Source organism: Methylopila musalis (assembly GCF_042679725.1).
GTDB classification, from domain to species: Bacteria; Pseudomonadota; Alphaproteobacteria; order Rhizobiales; family Methylopilaceae; genus Methylopila; species Methylopila musalis.
Window position 1 is genome coordinate 1 of the sequence record NZ_JBHTMX010000038.1, and the last position, 21,683, is coordinate 21,683.

A 21,683-nucleotide genomic window follows, 5' to 3' on the forward strand; every position below is an offset into this window, starting at 1 on the left:
GGCGGCCCCCGATCTGCCGCCGCGTCTCGACCTCAGCCCGCTGGACAGCGCGCCTCCGCCGCGATGACGCGGCGCGCCGTCAGCCCTGTTCGTTTGTGAGGCGTGATCGCCGCCGGCCGTCCGGCGCTGGCGGCGATCAGCCGCGCACGGCCCCGATGGCCCCGGCGCGGCGGCGGTAGTGGTCCAGCACGTGCAGCCGCACGGCGGAGGACAGGTTGCCGCCCTTGCGGCCGGCGTCGATCTCCGCCACCAGGCTGCGCAGCGACTGGCCGCGCTCGCGGGCGATGTCCTTCAGCGCGAGCCAGAACGCGTCCTCGAGGCTGACGCTGGTCTTGTGCCCGGCGACCACGATCGAGCGTTTGACGATGTCGGGGCTGACCCCGTCGCCGATGATGACGCCGTCGCCGTCCGCCGCCAGCACGATGGCGTCCGCCCGCTGCTCTCCAAGGCCGAGATCGGCCTCCATGCTCCGCCGTTCTGTCACGCTTTCCGACGCCCCCGTCATTCGCGCTTGTCGCCGTCGTCGTCGCGACGGTGCCCCTCGAGCCGTCGATCCTCGAGCGCGCGGCGCGCCTCCTCGACGGCCGTCTCGTCCTTGCGCCGGCCGAAACGAATCCGGTTCGCGGAGGCCTCGGCCTCCTTGCGGTCCCGATCCCGCTGTTTGCGCGCCCGACGCAGATTGACGATCTCTGCCATTGCGGCCTGCTCATACACGCAGGCCGCGGGAAAATCGAGCGCGCAGGCGAGCATGGCCGCGAAACACCGCGTGAGGCGTGAGCGGAACGACACAAGCTTTGAATTGTTCTTGATCCAGGAAGACGCCGCCTCGCGGGAGGCGTGCGGCCAACTCTGGGAGATGTCCCTTGGATCATGACGACCGCCGCCCCGTCGCGGCGCCCGTGCGCGTCGCGCTCGATGTCAACGGCGAGACCCACCGGCTGGAGATCGAGCCCTCGGTCACGCTGCTCGACCTGCTCCGCGAACGGCTCGGCCTCACCGGAACCAAGAAGGGCTGCGACCACGGCCAGTGCGGCGCCTGCACGGTGCTCGTGGACGGCCGGCGGGTGAACGCCTGCCTGCAGCTCGCGGTGATGCGCGACGGCTGCGCGGTCACCACCATCGAGGGCCTCGGCGCGCCGGACGACCTGCACCCGCTGCAGGCCGCCTTCGTGGCCCATGACGCGTTCCAGTGCGGCTACTGCACGCCGGGGCAGATCTGCTCCGCGGTCGGCCTTATGGCGGAAGGCCACGCCCATGACGCGGAGGAGATCCGCGAGCTGATGAGCGGCAACCTCTGCCGCTGCGGCGCCTACTCCAACATCGTCGCCGCCATCGAGGACGTGATGGGCCGGAGCGCCGCCACCCGGGAGGCCGCGGAATGACGCCCTTCGACTATCTGCGCGCCGACACGCTTCAGGACGCGATCGCCGCCATCGCCGCCGACCCGCAGGCGCGGATCATCGCCGGCGGCACCAATCTGGTCGACCTGATGAAGAAGCAGGTGGAGACGCCGGTCCGGCTGGTGGACATCACGCGGCTGCCGCTCAACGGCGTCACGCGGACGGACGGAGGGGGCGTGCGGATCGGCGCGCTGACGCCGAACTCCGACCTCGCCTATCACCCGGACATCGCGCGGGACCATCCGCTGCTCGCAGGCGCGCTGCTCGCAGGCGCCTCCGCCCAGCTGCGCAACGCCGCCACCACCGGCGGCAACCTGCTCCAGCGCACCCGCTGCCCGTATTTTTATGACGTGGCCACGCCCTGCAACAAGCGCGAGCCCGGCTCCGGCTGTCCGGCGCGGGCGGGCGTGAACCGCCACGCCGCGATTCTCGGCACGAGCGAAGCCTGCGTCGCGACCCATCCGTCCGACCTGTGCGTGGCGCTCGCGGCTCTGGAGGCGACCGTGCATGTGGAGGGCCCGGACGGGCCGCGCGCCCTGCCCTTCGCCGATCTCCACCGCCTGACGGGCGACGCGCCGGAACGGGACGTGACGCTCGGCCTCGGCGAGATCATCACCGCCGTCGAGCTGCCCGCGCCGCGCTTCGGCCGCCACCACAGCTATCTCAAGCTGCGCGACCGGCTGTCCTACGCCTTCGCGCTGGTCTCCGTCGCCGCCGCGCTGGAGATCGACGACGGCCGCATCGTCGCGGCCCGGCTGGCGCTCGGCGGCGTCGCGCACAAGCCCTGGCGCGTGCCGGACGCGGAGACGCTGATCGAGGGCGCGAGCCCCACCCGCGACGCGTTCGAGGCGGCGGCCGAGCGCCTGTTGCAGGGCGCGGTCGGGCTCGGCGGCAACGACTTCAAGATCGAGCTCGCCCGCCGCGCCGTCGTCCGCGCGCTGACCCAGCCCGCCGACGGCGCGCCGCAGGTCGCCTCGCGCAAGACCGTCAACTGAGGAGCGCCCGGATGTCCGATGTTCTGACCTATGTGGGCCGCCCCCAGCCCCGCGTGGACGGGCCGCTGAAAGTCACCGGCCGCGCCCGTTACGCCGCGGAGTTCGCGACCGAGGGCATGGCCTACGCCGCCGTCGCCTCCAGCGCCATCGCCCGGGGCCGCATCCGCGCGCTCCATCTCACGGCGGCGCGGGCCGCGCCCGGCGTGATCGACGTCATCAGCCACGAGCGCGACCCGGACCTGCCGGACGGCGACACGCCCTATCTCGAAGACATGGTGGCGGTGCCCGGCAGCCCGTTCCGGCCGTTCTGCGACGACCGCATCGTCTACAGCGGCCAGCCGATCGCGCTGGTGATCGCCGACACCCACGAGCACGCCCGCGACGCCGCGGCGCTCGTTTCGGCGGAGTACGACGCGGAGACGCCCGAGGTGGACGTGCTCGCTGTGAAGGACGCGGCCTATGCGCCGCCGGAGGAGCGGCCGGGCATTCCGCCGCCGCCCCCGCCCCGGGGCGACGCGGCCGCCGCCTTCGCCGCCGCGCCCGTGCGGCTGGAGCAGGCGTACCGGGTCGCCGCCGAGCACCACAATCCCATGGAGACCATGGCCACCACGGTGACGTGGGAGGGGGACGGCCGCCTCACCATCCACACCAAGACCCAAGGGGTGAACAACCCGAAGAAGTATCTCTGCGCCGTGTTCAAGCTGGACCCGGAAAAGGTGCGGGTGATCTCGCCCTTCGTGGGCGGCTCGTTCGGCATGGCGCTCCGGCCGCAATACGACCTGCTGCTGGCGACGCTCGCCGCGCTGACGCTGAAGCGCTCCGTGCGGCTCGTGCTGACGCGCCAGCAGATGTACACCATGGGCTGGCGCCCGGACACGCTGCAGACGGTGGCGCTCTCGGCGACCGAAGACGGACGCCTGACCTCGATCCGGCACGACGCGGTGCAGGCCACCTCGCGTTATGAGGATTATCAGGAGCCGGTCGTAAACTGGTCGGGCCTGCTCTACGCCTGCCCGAACGTGACGCTGAGCTACCGGCTGGCGCAGATCGACACCTCCACGCCCTCGGACATGCGGGCGCCGGGCGCCGCGCTCGGGCTCTACGCGCTCGAAGCCGCCATGGACGAGCTCGCCGCAGCCCTGAAGCTCGACCCGCTGGAGCTTCGGCTCAGAAATTACGCCGACCACGACGCCAACGACGACAAGCCGTTCTCGTCCAAGGAGCTGAAGGCGTGCTACCGGCAGGGCGCCGAGCGCTTCGGCTGGTCGCGGCGCGATCCCGAACCGCGCTCCATGCGCGACGGGCGCGAGCTCGTGGGCCTCGGCATGGCGACCGGGTGCTGGGAGGCGATGATGCAGCCCCATTCCGCGAGCGCGACGCTCGACGCGGAGGGGCGGCTGGAGGTGGCCTGCGGCACCGCCGACATCGGCACCGGCACCTACACCATCCTCGCCCAGATCGGCGCCGAGGCGCTTGGCCTCCCGATCGACAGGGTCACCACCAAGCTCGGCGACACCACCCTTCCCATGGCGCCGGTGGAGGGCGGCTCCTGGGGCGCGGCCTCGGCCGGCAGCGCCGTGCAGGCCGCCTGCGCGGCGCTGAAGGAGAAGCTGCTGGGCCAGGCCCGGTCCCTGGACGCCGCCTTCGGAAACGCCGGCCTCGCCCATGTGCGCTTCACCGAGCGGGGCCTGTCGCTCATCTCCGATCCGGACGTCTCCGTGTCCTACGCTGATCTGGCGCGGGCGTCCGGCGACGGGCGGATCGCGGCGGAGGCGGAGTTCGCGCCCGACGAGGACTTCACCGAGACCTACGCCGCCTACACCCATTCCGCCGTGTTCGCGGAGGTGCGGGTGGACGAGGAGCTCGGCGTCGTGCGGGTGACGCGGCTGGTAAGCGCCATCGCCGCCGGCCGCATCCTCAACCCGACCACCGCCCGCAGCCAGATCCTCGGCGGCGCGGTGATGGGCCTCGGCATGGCGCTGCACGAGGAGACGGTGTGGGACACGACGCTCGGCCGGATCATGAACGCCGATCTCGGCGAATATCACATCCCGACCCATGCGGACTCGCCCGAGATCGACGTCATCTTCGTGGACGAGGACGACCGCGCCAATCCGCTCGGCGTGAAGGGGCTCGGCGAGATCGGCATCGTGGGCGTGCCGGCCGCGATCGCCAACGCCGTGTTCCACGCCACCGGCCGGCGGGTGCGGAGCCTGCCGATCACGCTCGACACGCTGCTTTAGACCATCGTCGGCGGCGCGCGGCCGCGACCCTGCCGGCGGCCTCGCCCGCCCTATCTCTCCCGGCGTCCGGTCTCTCCGGACGCCGGGATTTTGACAGCTTGCCCACATCCTCCACGACCATGTCCGCGCGCGAGATCGAAGGCCGGTTCCTGCTGGGGCTCGGCCGGGCGGCCGGCGGCGCGGTGGTGTTCTCGCTGCCCGTGCTGATGACCATGGAGATGTGGTCGCTCGGCGCCGGCATGGACCGGGTGCGGCTGTTCGCGCTGGTCGCGGCGCTGCTGCCGCTGCTGGTGGCGCTGTCCCATTTCATCGGCTTCGAGGAGACCGACGGCTGGCTCGACGACGTGCGGGACGGGCTGGTGGCCTTCGCCGTGGGCATGGTCACGTCCGCCGTGATCCTCGCGCTGTTCGGGCTGATCGAGCCGCGCATGTCCTTCGACGAGATCATGGGCGCGGTGGTGATCGAGGCGGTGCCGGCCAGCATCGGGGCCGCGGTGGCGCAGGGGCAGTTCGGCCAGCCGGACGAGGCGGACGACCGCCACGCCCGCGCCGCGGGCTACTGGGGCGAGCTGGTGTTCATGGCCACCGGCGCGCTGTTCCTGTCGTTCAGCGTCGCCCCGACCGAAGAGGTGGACCTGATCGCGGCCGAGATGTCGCCGGTCCACATGCTGCTGCTGGCGCTGGTCTCGATCATGGCCCTGCATCTGGTGGTCTACATGCTGCGGTTCTCGGGCCAGGAGACCGCCGATCCCGCCGGCGCCCCCGGCTGGAGCGTGTTCCTGCGCTACACGCTCGCGGGCTACGCGGTGGCGCTCCTCGTCTGCGCCGGGCTGATGTGGGCCTTCGGCCGCTTCGACGATCTCGGCTTCGTGGCGGCGGTGCGGCTGCTGGTGGTGCTCGGCTTTCCCGCCGCGATCGGCGCGGCCTTCGCGAGGTTGATCGTATGACGGACCCGGACGACGGTCCGGCGCCCCGGCCGGTGGCGCGGCTGGAATGGGCCGTGGCGGCGCTCGGCGCCGCGCTCGCCTGCGGGGTGCTGGGCGTGCTCGCCTATGAGGCGCTGACTTATGAGGACGGCCCGCCCGTGCTGGTGGCGACCCTGCGCGACGTGACCGCCACGCCGGGCGGCCATGTGGCGCGCTTCGTGCTGGAGAACCGCGGCCCCAGCGCCGCCGCCGAAGTCACCGTCGCGGCGCGGCTCAAGGAGGGCGGCGCGGTGGTGGAGGAGACCGAGGTCACGCTCGACTACGTGGCGCGCATGTCCTCGCGCGAGGCCGGCGTGGTGTTCGAGCGCGATCCGAAGGGGGCGCAGCTCGACATCCGCGCCGCGTCCTACCGCCGCCCGTGACGGCGCGACGTCCCCGGCGTCACTCGCCGGGCGGCAGCGCGGCGTAATAGGCGGCGACGGCGCGGATGTCGTCCTTCTCCATGTGGAAGGCGATCTTGCGCATGACCTCGCGGAACGGACCGCCGCCGCGGCTGTCGTCCTCCTTCTCCCACAGCAGAAGCTGCTGCTCGAGATAGCTCGCATGCTGGCCCGCGAGCTTCGGATAGGCCGGATTGCGCGCGGTGGGCGACGGGCCGTGGCAGGAGACGCAGGCGGGCGTGCCGGTGTCGCGCACGCCCTCGCGGGCGATCCGCTCGCCGCGCGCCACCAGCGTCGGGTCCGGCGTGGCCGCAGGCGTCACCGGACGGCGCGGCTGGGCGGCGTAATGTTCGGCGAGCGCGGCGATCTCGGCGTAGGGGATGCGCGCCGCCGCCGTCTGCATGACGCCGCTGTGGCGCGTGCCGACCGCGTAGGCCGACAGCGCGTCGTAAAGGTAGTCCTCGCTCTGTCCCGCGATGACAGGGAAGGCGTCGCCGTCGCGGCCCATGCCGTCGCGGCCGTGGCAGCGGGCGCAGTCGGCCAGCACGTCCGGGCGCGGCTGCGGCCCCTGCGGCCCGTGGGCGATGGCGACCAGCCCGCCCACCGCGCCGTCGGTCTCCGCGCCCATGGCGAGCCGGGCGTAGTCCTGCTCCGACATGCCCGGCAGCTTGCGCAGGAAGGCGACCACCGCCCAGACCTCGTCCTCGCGCTCGCTCCCCGACACCCAGGCCGGCATGCCGGTAAACTTCACGCCGTTCTTGACGATCCAGAACAGGTGCTTCGGCTCCCAAGTGGGGACCGTCTTCTCAAGATCGGGCGCGACCGGCGACATCGCGTGCACGATCGGCGAGCGCGGCCGGCCCGGCGCGCCGTGGCAGCTGGCGCAGCCGGAGGCGTAATGTCCGGCGCCGCGGGCGATCATGGCGGGCGAGTCCAGCGTGTCCGGCGCCTCGATCGCGAGGGTGCGCGTCTTGACCGAGTTGATCATGACATAGTGCAGGAACCAGTCGGTGATCGGCCAGTGCGGGGTGGTGGCCGCCACGTTGAACAGGCCGGACCACGCGAAGGCCAGCCCACCGGCCGTGACCGCGAGGACCGCCAGCGCCGCCCGGAGCGGCGTGACGAGGACGTCGATCCGCCAGCCCTTCATCGCGCGTCGTCTCCCGAGACCAGAACGTCGTCCTTCAGCAGGCGGGCCGCGAGCGTGAGCCCCGCCGCGAAATAGACCCCGCCGCCGACCAGCAGCATGATCACCCCGCCGAGATGCTGGCCCGTAAGCAACGACGCGCCGCCGCACAGCGCCGGGTCGTAGAGCGGCCGGGTGGTGGTCGCAAGCAGCACGCCGAACAAGGTCATGTGAATGGAGGTGAGCAGCATCGCGAGCACGCCCTGCCCGGCGCGGGCGAGATCGACCGCCCCCGCCCGTCCGAAACAGGCGAGCCAGAGCCAGAGGCCCGCGAGCAGGAACGTCGCCTGTTCGGCCGCGAAGGCGAGCCCGCTCGCCCGGGCGAGATCATGGGCGCCGGGCGCGTGCCAGCCCCAGACCGCCAGCAGCTCGAACAGCGAAGCCGGCACGGCCGCGAACAGCAGCGGCGCCCGCGCGGTGGGATCGAACCTCGAGCCCGCGAGGCCGAGCGCGATCAGCGCCGAGGCCACCGCCAGCAGCGCCATGTGCCGCGTCATGTGGGCGGCGAAGCCGCCGCCGAGCGCGGCCTCCGTCCCCGGCGCCCAGGCGGCGGCGAGCACCGCGAGGCCGAAGCCGAGCCGCATGGCGGCGGCGGGCGTCACCGGCAGTCCCCGATGAACACGGCCGGCAGCGCCACGAAGATCACGCCCAGCGCCGAGAGGCCGCAGAGCAGCAGGGTGGCGAAGCCGAGGAACTGCTGGCGGTCGTCGCGGGTGGCGTCGTCGTAGGGCGGTTCGGCGTCGCCGTTCTCCCAGTGGCCCCAGGCCTGCCGGGCGCTGAGCGCGATGACGCCGAGCGCCAGCAGCGTCGCCACGCCGATGGCGATCCGCGCCGGCGTCAGGTCCGGCCACGCCGTCCCGGTGAACACCCGCGCGTCCGGCATGGCCTTGGCGCAGGAGGCCGCGGCGACGACATAGGACACCAGAAAATGCGCCGCCCACGCCGTCGGCGCCGCCACAAGCGTGATCAGGTTCGCGCGCGCCGACACGATCATGGCCGCGCTCCTGGAAGTTGGGCGGCGGAGACGCCCGCGCGCCTCGCCCTTCCCTTGTCCCGGCCTTGAGCCGGGACCCAGAACCGCCGACCTCCCCACGCCAAACGCCGCCCCCGCCGCGCGCCTTCTCCTGAAACGCCGGCGTGTCTGGGTCCCGGCTCGAGGCCGGGACAAGCGGCGCGGAGCGCGCCGGTCGCGTGCGCTTCGGAGCCAACACGGTTCGTGCGCGCGGCCATCACCGCACCGCCAGCGGGAACAGCGACAGCGTCGCGACGGTGACGCCGAGGGTGATGAGGGCGAAGTGCCAGAACAGCACCACGTTGTGGATGTCGATGTCGTAGGCCGCGGTGAGGCGGCCGCCGAGCGAGCGGGCGAAGCAGTAGAGCGTCATGATCACGCCCACGCCGAGATGGACCGCGGTCCAGATGGCGATGACCCAGACCGTCGCCGGATAGACGTGGGACTTCGGGTCGAGCCCGCTCGCGTGCGGGCCCCACAGCAGCGCCGCGCCGGAGGCGACCGCGAGCCCGATCGCGACCAGCAGCAGCAGGCGGAACGACAGCGGCCGGTCCGCCGCGTTGGCGCGCCGGGCGGCGAGCATCGCGCCCCAGGCCGCGAGGCCGAGCGCCATGGCGAGGCCCGGCCACATGAGGCCCGGCCCCGCGCCCGGCCCGCCGGGGAAGCCGGAGGCGTGGATGGTCCAGTAGAAGAAGTAGCCGAAGATCAGGCTGGCGAAGGCGGACATGTCGCCGATCATGGTGATGAACATCGCCCACCACCCGACCGAGGCCGGCCCCGAAACATAGAGCGGCAGACTGAGGCCGAGGCCGACGTCCTTCTCCGCCTTCTCCGGGATCACCGCTGTGCCCCGCCACAGCCAGGTCACGATCGCAGCGAGCGCCGCGATGGAGAACAGGATGGTCAGCGTCCAGGCGTAGAAGGTGGCGGCGATGAAGGCGCCGCCGGTCAGCACGGCAGCCCCCATGGGCATGAAGGAGTTGCCCGGCACCCGCAGGCACTGCACGGGCCGCGCGTCCAGCACCGAGGTGATCAGCGTCTCGCGTTTTCCCTCCTGCGCGTCCGGCAGGTAGAAGCGGCCCTCGTCATAGTCGCGCAGGAAGTTCGGCTGCTGCCACAGCGGATAGCGGGTGCTGATGATCGGCACCGTGCGCACGCCCCATTCCTTGCCGGGGTTCTCCGACAGCCACTCCAGCGTGCCGGCGTTCCACGGGTTGCGCGGGGCGTAGGGCTCCTTGCCCTTCGGCCGCAGCACGTCCCACGTCACCACCAGCACGCCGGCCGCGAAGATGAAGGCGCCGACGGTGGAGACCATGTTCAGCGCGTCGAAGCCGAGCCCCTCGGCGTAGGTGAACACGCGCCGCGGCATGCCGCGCAGGCCCGTGATGTGCATCGGCAGGAAGGTGACGTTGAAGCCGATGAACATCAGCCAGAAGCCCCATTTTCCGAGGCGGTCCGACAGCTTTCGGTCCTTCACGAAGGGGTAGAAGTAGTAGACGCCCGCGATCAGCGGGAAGAACATGCCGCCGACCAGCGTGTAGTGCAGATGCGCCACCACGAAATAGGTGTCGTGGGCCTGCCAGTCGAACGGCGCGAGCGCCACCATGACGCCGGTCAGCCCGCCGAACACGAAGATGCCGAGCGCGCCGATGGCGAACAGCATGGGCACGGAGTAGACCACCCGGCCCGCGAGCAGCGTGGCGAGAAACACGAAGATCTGCACGCCGGTCGGGATCGCCACCGCCTCGGAGGCGGCCGAGAAGAAGGCGAGCGAGATCGACGGCAAACCGGTCGTGAACATGTGGTGGACCCACAGGCCGAACGACAGGAAGCCGGTGCCGACCGCCGCCAGCACGATCCAGGAGTAGCCGAGGATCGGGCGCTGGGCGAAGGTCGGCACGATCATGGCGAGCAGCGCGATCGCCGGCAGGAACACGATGTAGACCTCCGGGTGGCCGAAGATCCAGAACAGGTGCTGCCACAGCAGCGGGTCGCCGCCGCGCTTCGGATCGAAGAACGGCCAGTCGAACATCCGCTCCATCTCGAACAGGATGTCGCCGGCGATCAGCGGCGGGAAGGCGAACAGGATCATCGCCGCCACCACCAGCACGTACCAGGAGTAGAGCGGCATCAGGTTGATGCGCATGCCGGGCGGCCGGCACTTCAGCGTGCCGACGATCAGCTCGACCGCCGCCGCGATCGACGCCACCTCGATGAAGGACAGGCCGAGCAGCCAGACGTCGGCGCCGATGCCGGTCTGCTTGTGGTCGGTGGAGAGCGGCGGATACATGAACCAGCCGCCGTCCGGCGCGGCGTTGAAGAAGATCGAGCCGCAGACGAACACGCCGCCGATCAGGAAGCACCAGTAGCCGAAGGAGGACAGCCGCGGGAACGGCAGGTCCCGCGCGCCCAGCATCTCCGGCAGGATCAGGATCGCCACCGCCTCGAAGATCGGCACGGCGAACAGGAACATCATCGCCGTGCCGTGCAGCGTGAAGACCTGATTGTAGAAGGTGGCGGACAGGAAATCGTTGCCGGGAACCGCGAGCTGGGTGCGGATCATCAGCCCCAGCACGCCGGCGAACAGGAAGAAGGCGAAGGAGGTCGCCGTGTACCAGAGCCCGACCTCGGAATTGTTCACCGCCGACCAGTAGCGGAGCCCGCGCGGGGTCTCCCACGTCCGGGTCAGCCGCTCCTCCTGCGCCTTGCGGAGCTCGGGATCGTCCTGGGCCGAGGACAGCGCGGCGTCGGTCATGGAAGAACACCTTGCTGCGAAAGACGCGCGTGTCGGGCGACGGCGCCACGCCGGGCGTGGCGCTCAGACGCCCGCTCGATCGCGCCGCCGACGCCCCCTTCCCCCGTGCGGGGAAGGGTAAGGGATGGGGGTGGCGCAGGATGGAGCGCTGGGGTGGCCCGGGCGGTGGAGCCGATGGCACTGAAACCCGAACCACCCCCACCCCATACCCTTCTCCGCACGGGAGAGGAGGATAGAAGCGGGTTCCGCGCCCCGCTCATCCGTTGAACTCTCCGGACGGCCGGCGCCCCTTCCCTTGTCCCGGCCTTGAGCCGGGACCCAGACACGCCGACCTCTCCGCAAGATTCGCCACGGCGGCCAAACGCCTGATCCTGACGCTTCAGCGGTTCTGGGTCCCGGCTCAAGGCCGGGACAAGAGAGGGGCGAGCTTCAGGCGCGACGCGGACGTCGCTTTCCGCGCGCCGGGGAGACTCAAGACTCCCCCTGCCCTCGTCCCGCAGAGAGGCGCGGCCCCGCGTCACTTCAGGCTCCCGAGATAGACCGCGATGGCGGAGAGTTCGTCGGCGGGAAGCTTGGGATAGGCCGGCATCTTGGCGCGGGGTTTCAGGACGTCGACCTCGCGCACGAAGCGGGCGATGGCGTCGGGCGTGTTGGGCAGCGTCGCCGCGCCAAGCGTTGCGCGGGCGCCGAAGCGGGTCAGGTCCGGGCCGATCTCGCCCGACGCCTCCGTGCCGGACACCCGGTGGCAGGCGCCGCAGCCGTGGCGCAGGAACAGGTCGCGGCCGCGTTTCGCCTCGCCGTCCGGCTCGGGCGGCGGCGTGGACTGCGCCGCGAGCCAGGCGGCGAACTCGGCCTTCTCCATGGCCACCACGTCGAAGGCCATCAGCGCGTGGCTCGCGCCGCAGAACTCGGTGCAGGCCCCGCGATAGACGCCGGCCGTCTCCGCCTTCAGCACCAGCCGGTTCTCGCGGCCGGGGATCATGTCGACCTTGCCGCCGAGCGACGGGATCCAGAACGCGTGGATCACGTCCGGGCTCGTCAGCGCGAACTCCACCCGCTCGCCCACCGGCAGGCGGATCTCGTTGGCGGAGACAACCAAGGGGCCCTCCGCCGGGCGGTAGGTGATCCGCCACCAGAACTGCTCGCCGGACACGTCGATCCGCAGACCCTCGCCCGGCTCGCGCAGCTGCGGCATCAGGCCGAGGCCGTAGACCAGCAGCGCCGTGAGCGTCACCGTCGGGAACACCACGCCGCCCCACAGGATCAGCCGCCAGCCGACCGCGTCGCCGTGGGGCTCCGGGCGGAGGCGCGTGGCGTAGACCGCGACGCCGAGCACGAGGCACCAGACCACGCCGGCGCCGATCGTCATCACCCAGAACAGGGTCGCCACCTGCCGCGCCTCATGGCCGGCCGGATCGAGCGCCGACTGGACGCCGGCGCAGGACGAGAGGCCGAGCGCGACCAGAGCGAGGCCGGCGAGCGGGAGGCGGTGACGGGCGATGGCGGGCCTCGATGGCGCGGCGGGAACCTGAGGGCAGCTAGAGCGCCCGGCCGCCGCGGCACAGCCCCGTCAGGACCAAATTTTTGACATGTTCCAGAAAAGACGCAGCCGGCTCAGTATCCGAGCGCGACGCTCAGCAGCACCACGAGGCCGAACAGCGCCACAGCCCCGCCGGACAGGGTGTTGACGCGGCCGAGCCAGCGTTCGGCGATGCGCTCCCGCAGCCGGCTCGCGCCCATGGAGAGCATCAGCCACCACGCCGCGCTGCCGATGGTCACGCCGAGCGTCAGCAGCGCCGCGGTCTCGAAGTCGCCGGGCTTGTCGCCGATGCCGATCAGGCCGCCGAAGATGGCCGCGAAGCCGAGCAGCACGGCGGGATTGGTCGCCGTCAGGGCGAAGGAGGTGAAGGCGGCGTTGAACAGCGACAGCCGCGTGTCGTTGGCCGGCGCGTCGGAGCTGGAGCGCGGCGCATAGAGCAGCTTGACGCCGAAGGCGATCATGATCGCCCCGCCCAGCACCTTGATGACCGCGAGATGGCCTTCGACGAAGTTCGAGATGGCCGTGACGCCGAAGGCCGCGATGCCGGCGAACAGCACGTCGGCCAAGAAGGCGCCCGCGCCCGCCGCCATGGCGGAGGCCGGCCCGTTGCGCACGGCCCGGTGGATGCACATCACGTTGACCGGACCGACGGGCGCGTTCACGCCCACGCCGATGGCGATGCCCGTCGCGATCAGCGAGACGTCGTCGATCACGAAAGGCGCCTCCTGAAGCGAATCGGGAGCAGGGAGCGTAGGCCCGGCCGAGGCTCACGTCTTGGACGCTCCCGCGGCGCGATGCAACATGGCGCCGCGGGCGTCCGGGGCAAGCGCCCGGCCTGTTTTATCCGCGCGGCAGGGCGTCCACGAAGCGCACCGGCTCGCCGGTTCCGGGCGCCGTGATCTCGCCCTCCCACATCACCCGGCGGCCGCGCACGATCGTGCCCACCGGCCAGCCCTGCACCGACACGCCGTCATAGGGCGTCCACTGGCTGCGGGAGCCGATCCAGTCGTTCGCGATCGTCCGGCGACGCTTGAGATCCACCACGGTGACGTCGGCGTCGTAGCCGACCGCGAGCCGGCCCTTGCGGGCGATGCCGAAGATGCGCGACGGGCCGTGGCTCGTCAGGTCCACGAAGCGGGCGAGGCTGAGACGGCCCGCCGCCACATGGTCGAGCATGATCGGAACCAGGGTCTGCACCCCCGTCATGCCGGAGGGGCTGTCCGGGTAGGCCTTGGCCTTCTCCTCAAGCGTGTGGGGGGCGTGGTCGGAGCCGAGCACGTCCACGATCCCCTGCCGCAGGCCCCACCAGATGCCGGCGCGGTGGGCGTCGTCGCGCACGGGCGGGTTCATCTGCGCCCGCGTCCCCAGCCGCTCATAGGCGTCCGAGCCCAGCGTCAGGTGGTGGGGCGTGGTCTCCACCGTCGCCACGTCCTTGAAGTCGGCGAGGAAGCGCATCTCCTCGGCGGTGGAGATGTGCAGCACATGCACCTTGGCGCCGTGGGCGCGGGCGATGGCGGTCAGGCGGCGGGTGCATTTCAGCGCCGCCTCCGGGTCGCGCCACACCGGGTGGCTCGCGGGGTCGCCGGGCACGCGCAGGTCCTTGCGCTCGGACAGGCGCGGCTCGTCCTCGGAATGGACCGAGACGCGGCGGCGCGTGCGCTTCAGGATTTCGCCGACGCCCGCGTCGTCGGACACCAGCAGCGAACCGGTGGACGAGCCCATGAAGATCTTGATGCCGGCCGCCCCCGGCAGGCGTTCGAGCTCGGCCACGTCCTTGGCGTTTTCGTGCGTGCCGCCCACGAAGAAGGCGTGGTCGCAATGCATGCGGCCGCGGGCCGCGGCGAGCTTGTCGGCCAGCGCCTCCGCCGTCACGGTCAGCGGATTGGTGTTCGGCATCTCGAACACGGCGGTGACGCCGCCGAGCACCGCGGCGCGGGAGCCGGTCTCGAGGTCTTCCTTGTGGGTCGCGCCCGGCTCGCGGAAATGCACCTGGGTGTCGATCACGCCCGGCAGCAGATGCAGGCCGGCGCAATCCACCGTCTCGCCTGCGGAGGCGCGGGCGAGATCGCCGATCTCGGCGATGCGGCCGCCGCGCACGCCGATGTCGGCGCGGTGCTCGCCGTCGTGGTTCGCCACCACGCCGCCCTTGAGGATGAGATCGAAGGCATCGGCCATCGCGGCCTCCCGGATGAAGGTTCGGCTTGAAGACGGGGCTCGCCGGGGCCTACCTTCGCGCGACCTCGAAGGCAACTGGCGGAAGGAGCTTTTCGCATGCGCGCCGCAATTCTCGAAGGCCGCGGGCTGCTGCGGATCGGCGGCGACGAGGCCGGCCCCTTCCTCGACAACCTGCTCACCAACGACGTGTCCGGCCTCGCGCCCGGCCAGGCCGCCTACGCCGCGCTGCTCACGCCCCAGGGCAAGATCATCGCCGACATGATCGTCTCCCGCGCCGGCGACGGCTTCCGGCTCGACCTGCCGAAGCCGCTCGCGGCCGACGTCGCCCGGCGGCTGACGCTCTACAGGCTGCGCTCCAAGGTGGAGATCGCGGACGAAAGCGACGCCTTCCAGGTGGCGGCGCTGTGGGGCGACGGTCTGCTGCCCGCCTTCGAGGGCGCCGCGGTGCAGGACCCGCGCCTGCCCGCTCTCGGCCAGCGGGCCTACCTGCCCGCCGGCGCGCCCCTTCCCGGCGGCCTGCCCGACAGCCTCGACGCCTGGCGCGCGCACCGCGTGGCGCTCGGCGTTCCCATCGGCGGGCTCGACTTCGTCTATGGCGACACCTTCCCGCACGAAGCCTGCATGGACCAGCTCAACGGCGTGAGCTTCCGGAAGGGCTGCTACGTGGGGCAGGAGATCGTGAGCCGCATGGAGCATCGCGGCACCGCGCGCACCCGCGTGACGCCCGTGCTGCTCGACGGCCGCCCCTCGATCGGCGAGGCCGTGACCGCGGGCGAGAAGACCATCGGCCGCATGGGCTCGTCGGTGGAGGGGCGCGGCCTCGCGCTGCTGCGCCTCGACCGGGCGGCGGAGGCGGCGGCCGCCGGCCAGCCGCTGATCGCCGGGTCCGCCATGCTCACGCTGGACAAGCCCGCCTGGGCCCGCTTCGCCTATCCCGGCGAAGGCGCGGCGTGAGCGACAGCGCGCGGCTCCACGCCGACGGCCGCCATCGCTGCCGCTGGTGCGGGACCGACCCGCTCTACGTGGCCTATCACGACCACGAATGGGGCGTGCCCGAGCGCGACCCGCGGGCGCTCTACGAGAAGCTGGTGCTGGACGGGTTTCAGGCCGGGCTCGCCTGGATCACCATCCTGCGCAAGCGCGACGCCTTCCGCGCGGCGTTTCAGGGCTTCGATCCGGAGATCGTCGCCCGGTTCGGCGAGGACGACGTGGCCCGCCTGCTGGGCGACGCCGGCATCGTGCGCTCCCGCGCCAAGATCGAGGGCGCGGTGAAGTCCGCCCGCGCCTATCTCGCCATGCGCGACCGGGGCGAGGACTTCTCCGACTATCTCTGGACCTTCATGGACGGCGCGCCGCTCGTGAACCGCTGGAGCGCGATCGCCGAGGTCCCGGCCTCGACGCCGCTGTCGGAGACCATCTCCAAGGACCTGAAGCGCCGCGGCTTCACCTTCTGCGGCCCGGTGATCGTCTACGCCTTCATGCAGGCGGTCGGCATGGTGGACGACCACCTCACCACCTGCTTCCGCCACGGCGGCTGACGGGGGGATCTTCTTGTCCCGGCCTTGAGCCGGGACCCAGACACGCCTCGCGTCTCAGAACTGTCTGCGGGCGTGGAGCCTCGCTCTCAAATCGTCGGCGGAAATGGGTCCCGGCTCAAGGCCGGGACAAGGGAAGGCGCGCCTCAACGCCCAAGCATGCGCCGCTTTCTTGTCCCGGCCTCGAGCCGGGACCCAGACACGCCTCGCGTCTCAGAACTGTCTGCGGGCGTGGAGCCTTGCTCCCCAACCGTCGGCGGAAATGGGTCCCGGCTCAAGGCCGGGACAAGAGGAGCGGTGCGCCCCGATGTCGTGCACGGCTCCCGCTTACGCCCCGAAGGTCGCCTCCACCGAGCCGAGTTCGGCGAACTCCACCCGCACCCGCTGGCCGGGCTTCGCCTGCAGGAACGGCGTGGCGGAGCCGGTGGTCACCACGTCGCCGGCCTTCAGGAAGCGCTCGGTTCCGCGCAGGTGGTTCGCGAGCCAGACCAGCAGCCGGGTCGGGTCGCCCGCGGTGTTGCCGCCCTCGTGGTCGAAGGCGATCGCGCCGTCCACCGACAGCCGCACCGGCAGCGCGCCGAGCGGCGTGCGCGGCGCTTCGGCGCTGGCGGCGCCCAGCACCAGCGCGCCGTGGCTCTGGCGATCCGCAACTTTCCAGGGCTTGGGCTGGCCGCGCCAGCCGTCGAAGGCGCTTTCCAGCACCTCGATCGCCGGATGCCAGCTCGCCACCGCCGCCAGCACCTCGTTGGTCGTATAGGGCTCGTCGCGGGCCGGCAGGTCGCGGCCGATGCGCACCGCGATCTCGCCCTCGACCGCGCCGAGCGCGTAGGCCGGCAGCGTCGCGGGGCCGTCGAACAGGGTGTCGGCGGTGAGCGCGCCGGCGGCGGGCGTCGCCTCGGGCGAGGCCGCGCCCACCTTCCAGCCGCGGATGGGGCCAACCGCCGCCACCGCCGCGAAATGGATCGCCGTCGCTTCCTCGTCGTCGGCGATCTCGAAGGGCGGCGTCGCGAGACGCCGCCCGCTGTCGCGCGCTTCGCCCAGCAGGCGCACGGCCTCGGCGATCCTGCCGGCGCGGTCGGTCGGAAGCGTGGTCATCGGCGGATCCTCGGCTGGCCTCAAGACGGCCCGCATTGGTCCTGATTTCAGGGGCCGCGTCGAGCCCCCGACGCCGCCGACGTCACCAGCAGCGACGCACCAGTTGGCCCCACGAGGTCACATAGGTGCGGCAGCGCCGCCGCCGGTAATAGCGCCGGGGACGGTAATAGCCGTGGCGGCGATAGCCGTAATAGCGGCCGTAGCGCCGGCGGCGGCGATACCGGCGGCGGTAATAGTACTGCGCGTTCTCCGTCGGGGAGCCGTCGGGGGCCATGCCGCCCTCGGCACGCTCCACGGGCTCGGCGGCGGGAAAAGCCTCGGCCGGACGCGCGCCAAGCGGCGTGGCGCTGGCCGGGCGCGCCGCGAACACGGGCAGCGCGGCGGCCCCGCAGACCCCGAGCAGTCCGAGGACGAGAGATCGTCGATCCATAATCGTCTCCTTTCAGCCCCAGGGACGCGACTGTGGGCGAGCGGGCGCGGCCTGTCTATGCGCGCTGCGGCGAGGATTTTTTTGGCGCCACGGCGAAGTGTCGCGCGGTCCGAGCGGCGCCTTACGCCGGCTCGCGCGCGCCCTCGAACAGGGCGCGGCGGCGGCCGAGCTCATGGCCCATGTAGTCCATGAAGGCCCGCACCCGGGCGCTGGCCCGCAGGTCCGGATGGGTCAGCAGCCAGAGCGACGCGGGCGACTGGTTCGGCGGATCGAACAGCCGCACCAGCCCCGGCGTCGAGCAGCCGATGAAGCACGGCAGCGGCCCGACGCCGATGCCCGCCGCCACCGCCTCCGCCATGCCGAGCACGGTGGACAGGCGATAGACCTCGCGGCGCTCGCCCACCGTCTCCCGCAGCCAGCGCTGCAGCGGGGCCAGCATGTCGCCCGGCCCGATCCACGGCAGGTCGCCCAGCTCCTCCAGCGTGCGCACGGGCGTCAGCGGCGGCGCGCCGTAGATGGCCCAGCGGATGTCCGCGATGCGGCGGCCGACGAGCGTCTCGGGCGGGTTGGAGGTGGCGCGGATCGCCACGTCCGCGTCGCGTTTGGAGAGGTTCAGCGGGGCGTTGCCCACCACCACGTCGAGCGTGATCTCGGGATAGGCGGCGCGGAAGCCGACGAACAGGCCGGTGAGCTGGTGGATCAGCATGGAGTCGTTGGTGGTGACGCGGAGCTCGCCCGCGGGCGCCAGATCCTGCCCCGAGACCCGGCGCTCGAAGGCGAGGATGTCCTCGGCCATGCGCTCGGCCACCTGCACCATCTCCTCGCCGGCGGGAGTGAGGGCGTAGCCGGCGCGCCCGCGCTCGAACAGGCGGGCGCCGAGCCGCTCCTCCAGCGCGCCGAGCCGGCGGAACACCGTCGAGGCGTTGACGCCGAGCGTCACCGCGGCGCCCGCCAGAGACCGGCGCTCCGAGATGCATTTGACCAGTCGGAAATCGTCCCAGGCGAGCATGCGGCGCGTCCCGCAAATGAGTGTGCTTCACCGCACGGATGTAAGCCAGAGACGCCGCCCTGTCTGCAAAATTGCAGACCGCGTCAGCGCAGCCCCACGCGCCGGCGCAGCCGCCGCCACAGGCCGGGCGGCCGCTCGGGATCGACCAGGTCGGTCTCGGACAGCGCGTCCTCGATCTCGCCGACCTCGCGCGCCTCGAGCGGGACCAGCCGGCGCCCCTCCCCCGCAAGCGTCTCGATCGCCCGGATCAGCGATCCCTCGCGGTCGATGGCGGCGGCGACCTCCTCCGGCGCGGCGCCGAGATGTTCGGCCAGCAGGTCGTCGCGCAGCCGGGCGATCGCCGCGCGCAGGTCCTCGTCGTCCTCGCCCGCCTCGATCGCCAGATCGCATTCGGTGTCGAAGCCCATGGAGCGGTTGTTGAGGTTGGACGAGCCGACCCGGATCAGCCGGTCGTCCACCGCGAGGATCTTGGCGTGCACGTAGATCGGCTCGCCCTCGGGCGTCGCCGGCCAGAAGATGCGGAACCGGTCATGGACGTCCGCCCGGCGCACCATGCGCATGAGCTTGGCGCGGGCGGCGCCCATGGTGGCTTCCTCCAGCCAGCCGTCCTGGGATTCCGGGTTCACCACCACGATCTCCGGTCCGTCCGGCTCGGCAAGCCGCCGCGCCATCGCCTCCGCCACCGCCCGCGAGGCGAAATACTGGCTCTCCACGTAGAGCGTGCGCTTGGCCGCAGCGATCGCCGCGAGGGTCAGCTTCTCCACCTCCACGATCTGCGTCTGGCCGTTGAAGGCGCCCACCGTGCGCGCCACGCCCACGTCGACGCCTGTCAGCGTCGGCGAGAGGCGCTCCGGCCACGGGTCGCACTCCTCCTCGCCGCAGGAGGCGGGCTCCAGCGTCTCGCCGGTGGCGCGGCGCCAGCGCTCGCGGGCGATGTCGCCCAGCGCAAGCGCCGCCTCGCCGTCCACGCAGGTGGTGGCGTCGTGCCACGGCGGCAGGGCGCGGCCCCAGGGCGAGCGGCGGCGCTCGTCATGGGCGCGGTGCTCGCGGGTGTCCCAGCGCCCGAGCGTCATGTCGATGCCGCCGCAGAAGGCGAGCGTGTCGTCGATCACCACGATCTTCTGGTGATGGGCGGCGATCGGCGGATGCTCGGCGTCCATCTTCAGGGTGATGTTCTTCCGCATCATCCACTGCAGCAGGTAGATCGGCGTCTCGCCGCGCCCGAGCGTCTCGATCAGGCTGAGATTCCATTTCAGCAGCCGGATGTGGACCTCGGGCCGCCGGTCGGCGACGAACTTCAGGAACGGCCCGAGCCGGTTCGGCCCCTCGATGGTGGCCCCGCCGGGCTCGAGCTCGATGCGGGAATCGAAGTCCCAGCCGACCAGCATCACCGAGCGGCGCGCGGACAGGATGGCGCGCTTGGCGGCGCGGTAGTAGTCGGCGGCGTCGACGATGACGGCGAAACGGTCGGCGCGGGCGATGCGCCAGCAGGTGTCGCCCGGAACGAGCACACGGTCGGTCGTCATGGTCGGGATGAGGCCCCCAGGGGAAATGCGCCGTCCGGATATAGAGCGCGCAGGCGCGCCGTCCCGTCAGCCGCGCCCAAATCGCAGGCCCGGCGCCGGCCGCTCTTCCAGCACCTCGCGGCGGAAGCGATAGAGCTGGGCCGGCCGGCCGCCGGTGGCGGTCTCGGCGGCGCCGGTGGGCTCCACCAGCGCGGTCGCCTCCACCAGCCGGCGGAAGTTCTGCTTGTGCAGGTGCCGGCCGGCGATGGCCTCCACCGTGCGCTGGAGGGCGGTGAGCGTGAAGTCGCGGGGCATCAGCTCGAACACCACGGGGCGGTACTTCAGCTTGGCCCGCAGCCGGCCCATGGCGGTGGCGAGGAAGCGGCGGTGGTCGTCGAGCATGGCCTCGCCGAGCTTCGGCGTGGCGGAGGCGGCCCGCGCCAGCGCCGCCGGACGGCCGTCCCGCCGCGCCTCCTCCACGAGGCCCGCCTCGTAGAGCAGCTCGTAGCGGTCGAGCACCTTCTCCTCGTCCCACGGGGCGCCGTCGAGGCCGAAGCACTGTCGCGCGCGCACGATGCGCGGCAGCGCCCGGCCGGTGACGGCTTCCGGCGCCTCCGCCGTCCAGCGTTCGAGCGCGGGCAGGATGGCGGCGTCCAGCACCTCGGGGCGGCGGCGGCGCCAGTCCTCCCACGGGAAGAAGGCGTACCACGGCTGGAAGCTCGCCCCGACCTTGGCCAGCGCCGCGCCGTCCTTCGGCCGCCGGGTCAGCGCCAGATAGCCGATGGAGACCACATGGGGGGCCGTGTCGTCCGGCGAGGCGGCGCGGCCGCGATCGCCGAAGGTGTAGAGCTGCTCCACATAGCCCACGTCGAGCGCGGTCTGGCGCACGATCGAGGCCCGGAGCGCGATCTCCAGCGTGCGCCGGGTCAGCGGATCGAACGGGCCGGACGGCAGGCCGAGGGGGGCGCGGGGGTCGACGGCCTGCGCCACCAGAATGAGCGGGGCGTCGCCCTCCACCGTCACCACGGCGGCGGAGAGACCGATCTCGACGGTCGCGGCGGCGGTCACGGCCGCAGCCCCTCGGCGTCCGCGGCGTCGCCCAGCGACCACGCGAACATCTCGCCCTCATAGGCCTCCGCGCCGCGACCGAGCGCAGCGATGGCGGCGCGCATGCGCCCGTCCCGCCCGAGCAGGTCGTCCGCCAGCGCGACGATGCGCGGATTGGGCGTCGCGCTGGGGGAGAGCCGCCGAAGCTCGGCCGCGAGCGCCGCCTCGTCCCGGTCCGGCCAGGCGGCGCAGGCGAGGGCGTAGGCCATGGCGGGCGAGCGGCTGACGCCCGCGTAGCACTGAACGATCAGGGGCCGCGCGTCCCTCCCCGCGAAGGCGAGCGCCGCCGCCACGTGTGCGCGCTCCGGCGCCGCATAGCCCGGCCGGGGC

The 21,683-nt window shown here is 72.2% G+C and carries 22 protein-coding genes; 7 read left to right on the forward strand and 15 right to left on the reverse strand.

Going from position 1 to position 21,683, the window contains the following annotated elements; translation table 11 throughout:
* Nucleotides 1–136 precede the first annotated feature (136 nt).
* Both ACFQ4O_RS06825 and ACFQ4O_RS06830 read right to left on the reverse strand, forming a co-directional pair.
* Nucleotides 137–367, reverse strand: coding sequence for a ribbon-helix-helix domain-containing protein (locus ACFQ4O_RS06825; RefSeq protein ID WP_378774952.1), 231 nt, complete (start codon nt 365–367; stop codon nt 137–139).
* Nucleotides 368–501: 134 nt separating this feature from the next.
* On the reverse strand, nt 502–750 hold the full coding sequence (locus tag ACFQ4O_RS06830) for a DUF4169 family protein (protein WP_378774929.1): 249 nt from the start codon (nt 748–750) through the stop codon (nt 502–504).
* A 113-nt stretch (nt 751–863) separates the two neighbouring features.
* Here ACFQ4O_RS06830 and ACFQ4O_RS06835 point away from each other — a divergent pair, with 113 nt between their 5' ends.
* The 5 genes from ACFQ4O_RS06835 to ACFQ4O_RS06855 all read left to right on the forward strand — a co-directional run bounded on the left by ACFQ4O_RS06835 (nt 864) and on the right by ACFQ4O_RS06855 (nt 5,986).
* A complete protein-coding gene (locus tag ACFQ4O_RS06835; protein WP_378774930.1) occupies nt 864–1,382 on the forward strand; it encodes a (2Fe-2S)-binding protein in 519 nt (172 codons plus the stop codon).
* Nucleotides 1,379–2,395, forward strand: coding sequence for an FAD binding domain-containing protein (locus tag ACFQ4O_RS06840; protein ID WP_378774932.1), 1,017 nt, complete (start codon nt 1,379–1,381; stop codon nt 2,393–2,395). The genes ACFQ4O_RS06835 and ACFQ4O_RS06840 overlap by 4 nt, the downstream gene beginning before the upstream one ends.
* Before the next feature lie 11 nt (nt 2,396–2,406).
* Nucleotides 2,407–4,638, forward strand: coding sequence for a xanthine dehydrogenase family protein molybdopterin-binding subunit (locus ACFQ4O_RS06845; protein ID WP_378774933.1), 2,232 nt, complete (start codon nt 2,407–2,409; stop codon nt 4,636–4,638).
* A gap of 98 nt (nt 4,639–4,736) precedes the next feature.
* Complete coding sequence (locus tag ACFQ4O_RS06850; protein ID WP_378774934.1) at nt 4,737–5,585, forward strand: TIGR02587 family membrane protein; 849 nt, start codon at nt 4,737–4,739, stop codon at nt 5,583–5,585.
* A complete protein-coding gene (locus tag ACFQ4O_RS06855; RefSeq protein ID WP_378774935.1) occupies nt 5,582–5,986 on the forward strand; it encodes a TIGR02588 family protein in 405 nt (134 codons plus the stop codon). The genes ACFQ4O_RS06850 and ACFQ4O_RS06855 overlap by 4 nt, the downstream gene beginning before the upstream one ends.
* Before the next feature lie 19 nt (nt 5,987–6,005).
* On the opposite strand, the gene ACFQ4O_RS06860 is transcribed toward ACFQ4O_RS06855, so the two are convergent.
* From ACFQ4O_RS06860 to ACFQ4O_RS06890, 7 genes are all read right to left on the reverse strand, one after another.
* A complete protein-coding gene (locus ACFQ4O_RS06860; protein WP_378774936.1) occupies nt 6,006–7,154 on the reverse strand; it encodes a c-type cytochrome in 1,149 nt (382 codons plus the stop codon).
* Complete coding sequence (locus ACFQ4O_RS06865) at nt 7,151–7,792, reverse strand: cytochrome c oxidase assembly protein (protein ID WP_378774937.1); 642 nt, start codon at nt 7,790–7,792, stop codon at nt 7,151–7,153. Before ACFQ4O_RS06865 ends, ACFQ4O_RS06860 begins: the two co-directional genes overlap by 4 nt.
* The gene (locus tag ACFQ4O_RS06870) at nt 7,789–8,184 is read right to left on the reverse strand and encodes a hypothetical protein (protein WP_378774938.1); all 396 of its coding nucleotides are present in this window, start codon (nt 8,182–8,184) and stop codon (nt 7,789–7,791) included. Before ACFQ4O_RS06870 ends, ACFQ4O_RS06865 begins: the two co-directional genes overlap by 4 nt.
* A gap of 235 nt (nt 8,185–8,419) precedes the next feature.
* Nucleotides 8,420–10,957 (reverse strand): cytochrome c oxidase subunit I, encoded by a 2,538-nt coding sequence (gene ctaD, locus ACFQ4O_RS06875; protein WP_378774939.1) that lies wholly within the window; start codon nt 10,955–10,957, stop codon nt 8,420–8,422.
* Nucleotides 10,958–11,474: 517 nt separating this feature from the next.
* A complete protein-coding gene (gene coxB / locus ACFQ4O_RS06880) occupies nt 11,475–12,458 on the reverse strand; it encodes a cytochrome c oxidase subunit II (protein WP_378774953.1) in 984 nt (327 codons plus the stop codon).
* A 113-nt stretch (nt 12,459–12,571) separates the two neighbouring features.
* Nucleotides 12,572–13,210 (reverse strand): LysE family translocator, encoded by a 639-nt coding sequence (locus ACFQ4O_RS06885; RefSeq protein WP_378774941.1) that lies wholly within the window; start codon nt 13,208–13,210, stop codon nt 12,572–12,574.
* Between the two features lie 127 nt (nt 13,211–13,337).
* Nucleotides 13,338–14,672, reverse strand: a complete 1,335-nt coding sequence (locus ACFQ4O_RS06890) for a dihydroorotase (RefSeq protein ID WP_378774942.1) — start codon at nt 14,670–14,672, stop codon at nt 13,338–13,340.
* Nucleotides 14,673–14,768: 96 nt separating this feature from the next.
* Here ACFQ4O_RS06890 and ygfZ point away from each other — a divergent pair, with 96 nt between their 5' ends.
* Both ygfZ and ACFQ4O_RS06900 read left to right on the forward strand, forming a co-directional pair.
* Nucleotides 14,769–15,626 carry a CAF17-like 4Fe-4S cluster assembly/insertion protein YgfZ gene (gene ygfZ / locus ACFQ4O_RS06895; RefSeq protein ID WP_378774944.1) on the forward strand — a complete coding sequence of 286 codons (858 nt, stop codon included), beginning with the start codon at nt 14,769–14,771 and terminating at the stop codon, nt 15,624–15,626.
* Nucleotides 15,623–16,210 (forward strand): DNA-3-methyladenine glycosylase I, encoded by a 588-nt coding sequence (locus tag ACFQ4O_RS06900; protein WP_378774945.1) that lies wholly within the window; start codon nt 15,623–15,625, stop codon nt 16,208–16,210. The genes ygfZ and ACFQ4O_RS06900 overlap by 4 nt, the downstream gene beginning before the upstream one ends.
* Nucleotides 16,211–16,534: 324 nt before the next feature.
* On the opposite strand, the gene ACFQ4O_RS06905 is transcribed toward ACFQ4O_RS06900, so the two are convergent.
* The 6 genes from ACFQ4O_RS06905 to ACFQ4O_RS06930 all read right to left on the reverse strand — a co-directional run.
* Entirely contained in the window at nt 16,535–17,302 is a 768-nt protein-coding gene (locus ACFQ4O_RS06905; protein WP_378774946.1) for a 2-keto-4-pentenoate hydratase, read from the reverse strand.
* Nucleotides 17,303–17,384: 82 nt separating this feature from the next.
* Nucleotides 17,385–17,732, reverse strand: coding sequence for a hypothetical protein (locus ACFQ4O_RS06910; RefSeq protein ID WP_378774947.1), 348 nt, complete (start codon nt 17,730–17,732; stop codon nt 17,385–17,387).
* Nucleotides 17,733–17,853: 121 nt separating this feature from the next.
* The gene (locus tag ACFQ4O_RS06915; protein WP_378774948.1) at nt 17,854–18,741 is read right to left on the reverse strand and encodes a LysR family transcriptional regulator; all 888 of its coding nucleotides are present in this window, start codon (nt 18,739–18,741) and stop codon (nt 17,854–17,856) included.
* Nucleotides 18,742–18,824: 83 nt separating this feature from the next.
* Entirely contained in the window at nt 18,825–20,267 is a 1,443-nt protein-coding gene (locus ACFQ4O_RS06920) for a phospholipase D-like domain-containing protein (protein WP_378774949.1), read from the reverse strand.
* Nucleotides 20,268–20,333: 66 nt separating this feature from the next.
* Nucleotides 20,334–21,314 carry an NUDIX hydrolase gene (locus ACFQ4O_RS06925; RefSeq protein WP_378774950.1) on the reverse strand — a complete coding sequence of 327 codons (981 nt, stop codon included), beginning with the start codon at nt 21,312–21,314 and terminating at the stop codon, nt 20,334–20,336.
* On the reverse strand, nt 21,311–21,683 hold a 373-nt coding region (locus tag ACFQ4O_RS06930; protein WP_378774951.1), incomplete at its 5' end, for a protein tyrosine phosphatase. The genes ACFQ4O_RS06925 and ACFQ4O_RS06930, both read right to left, overlap by 4 nt.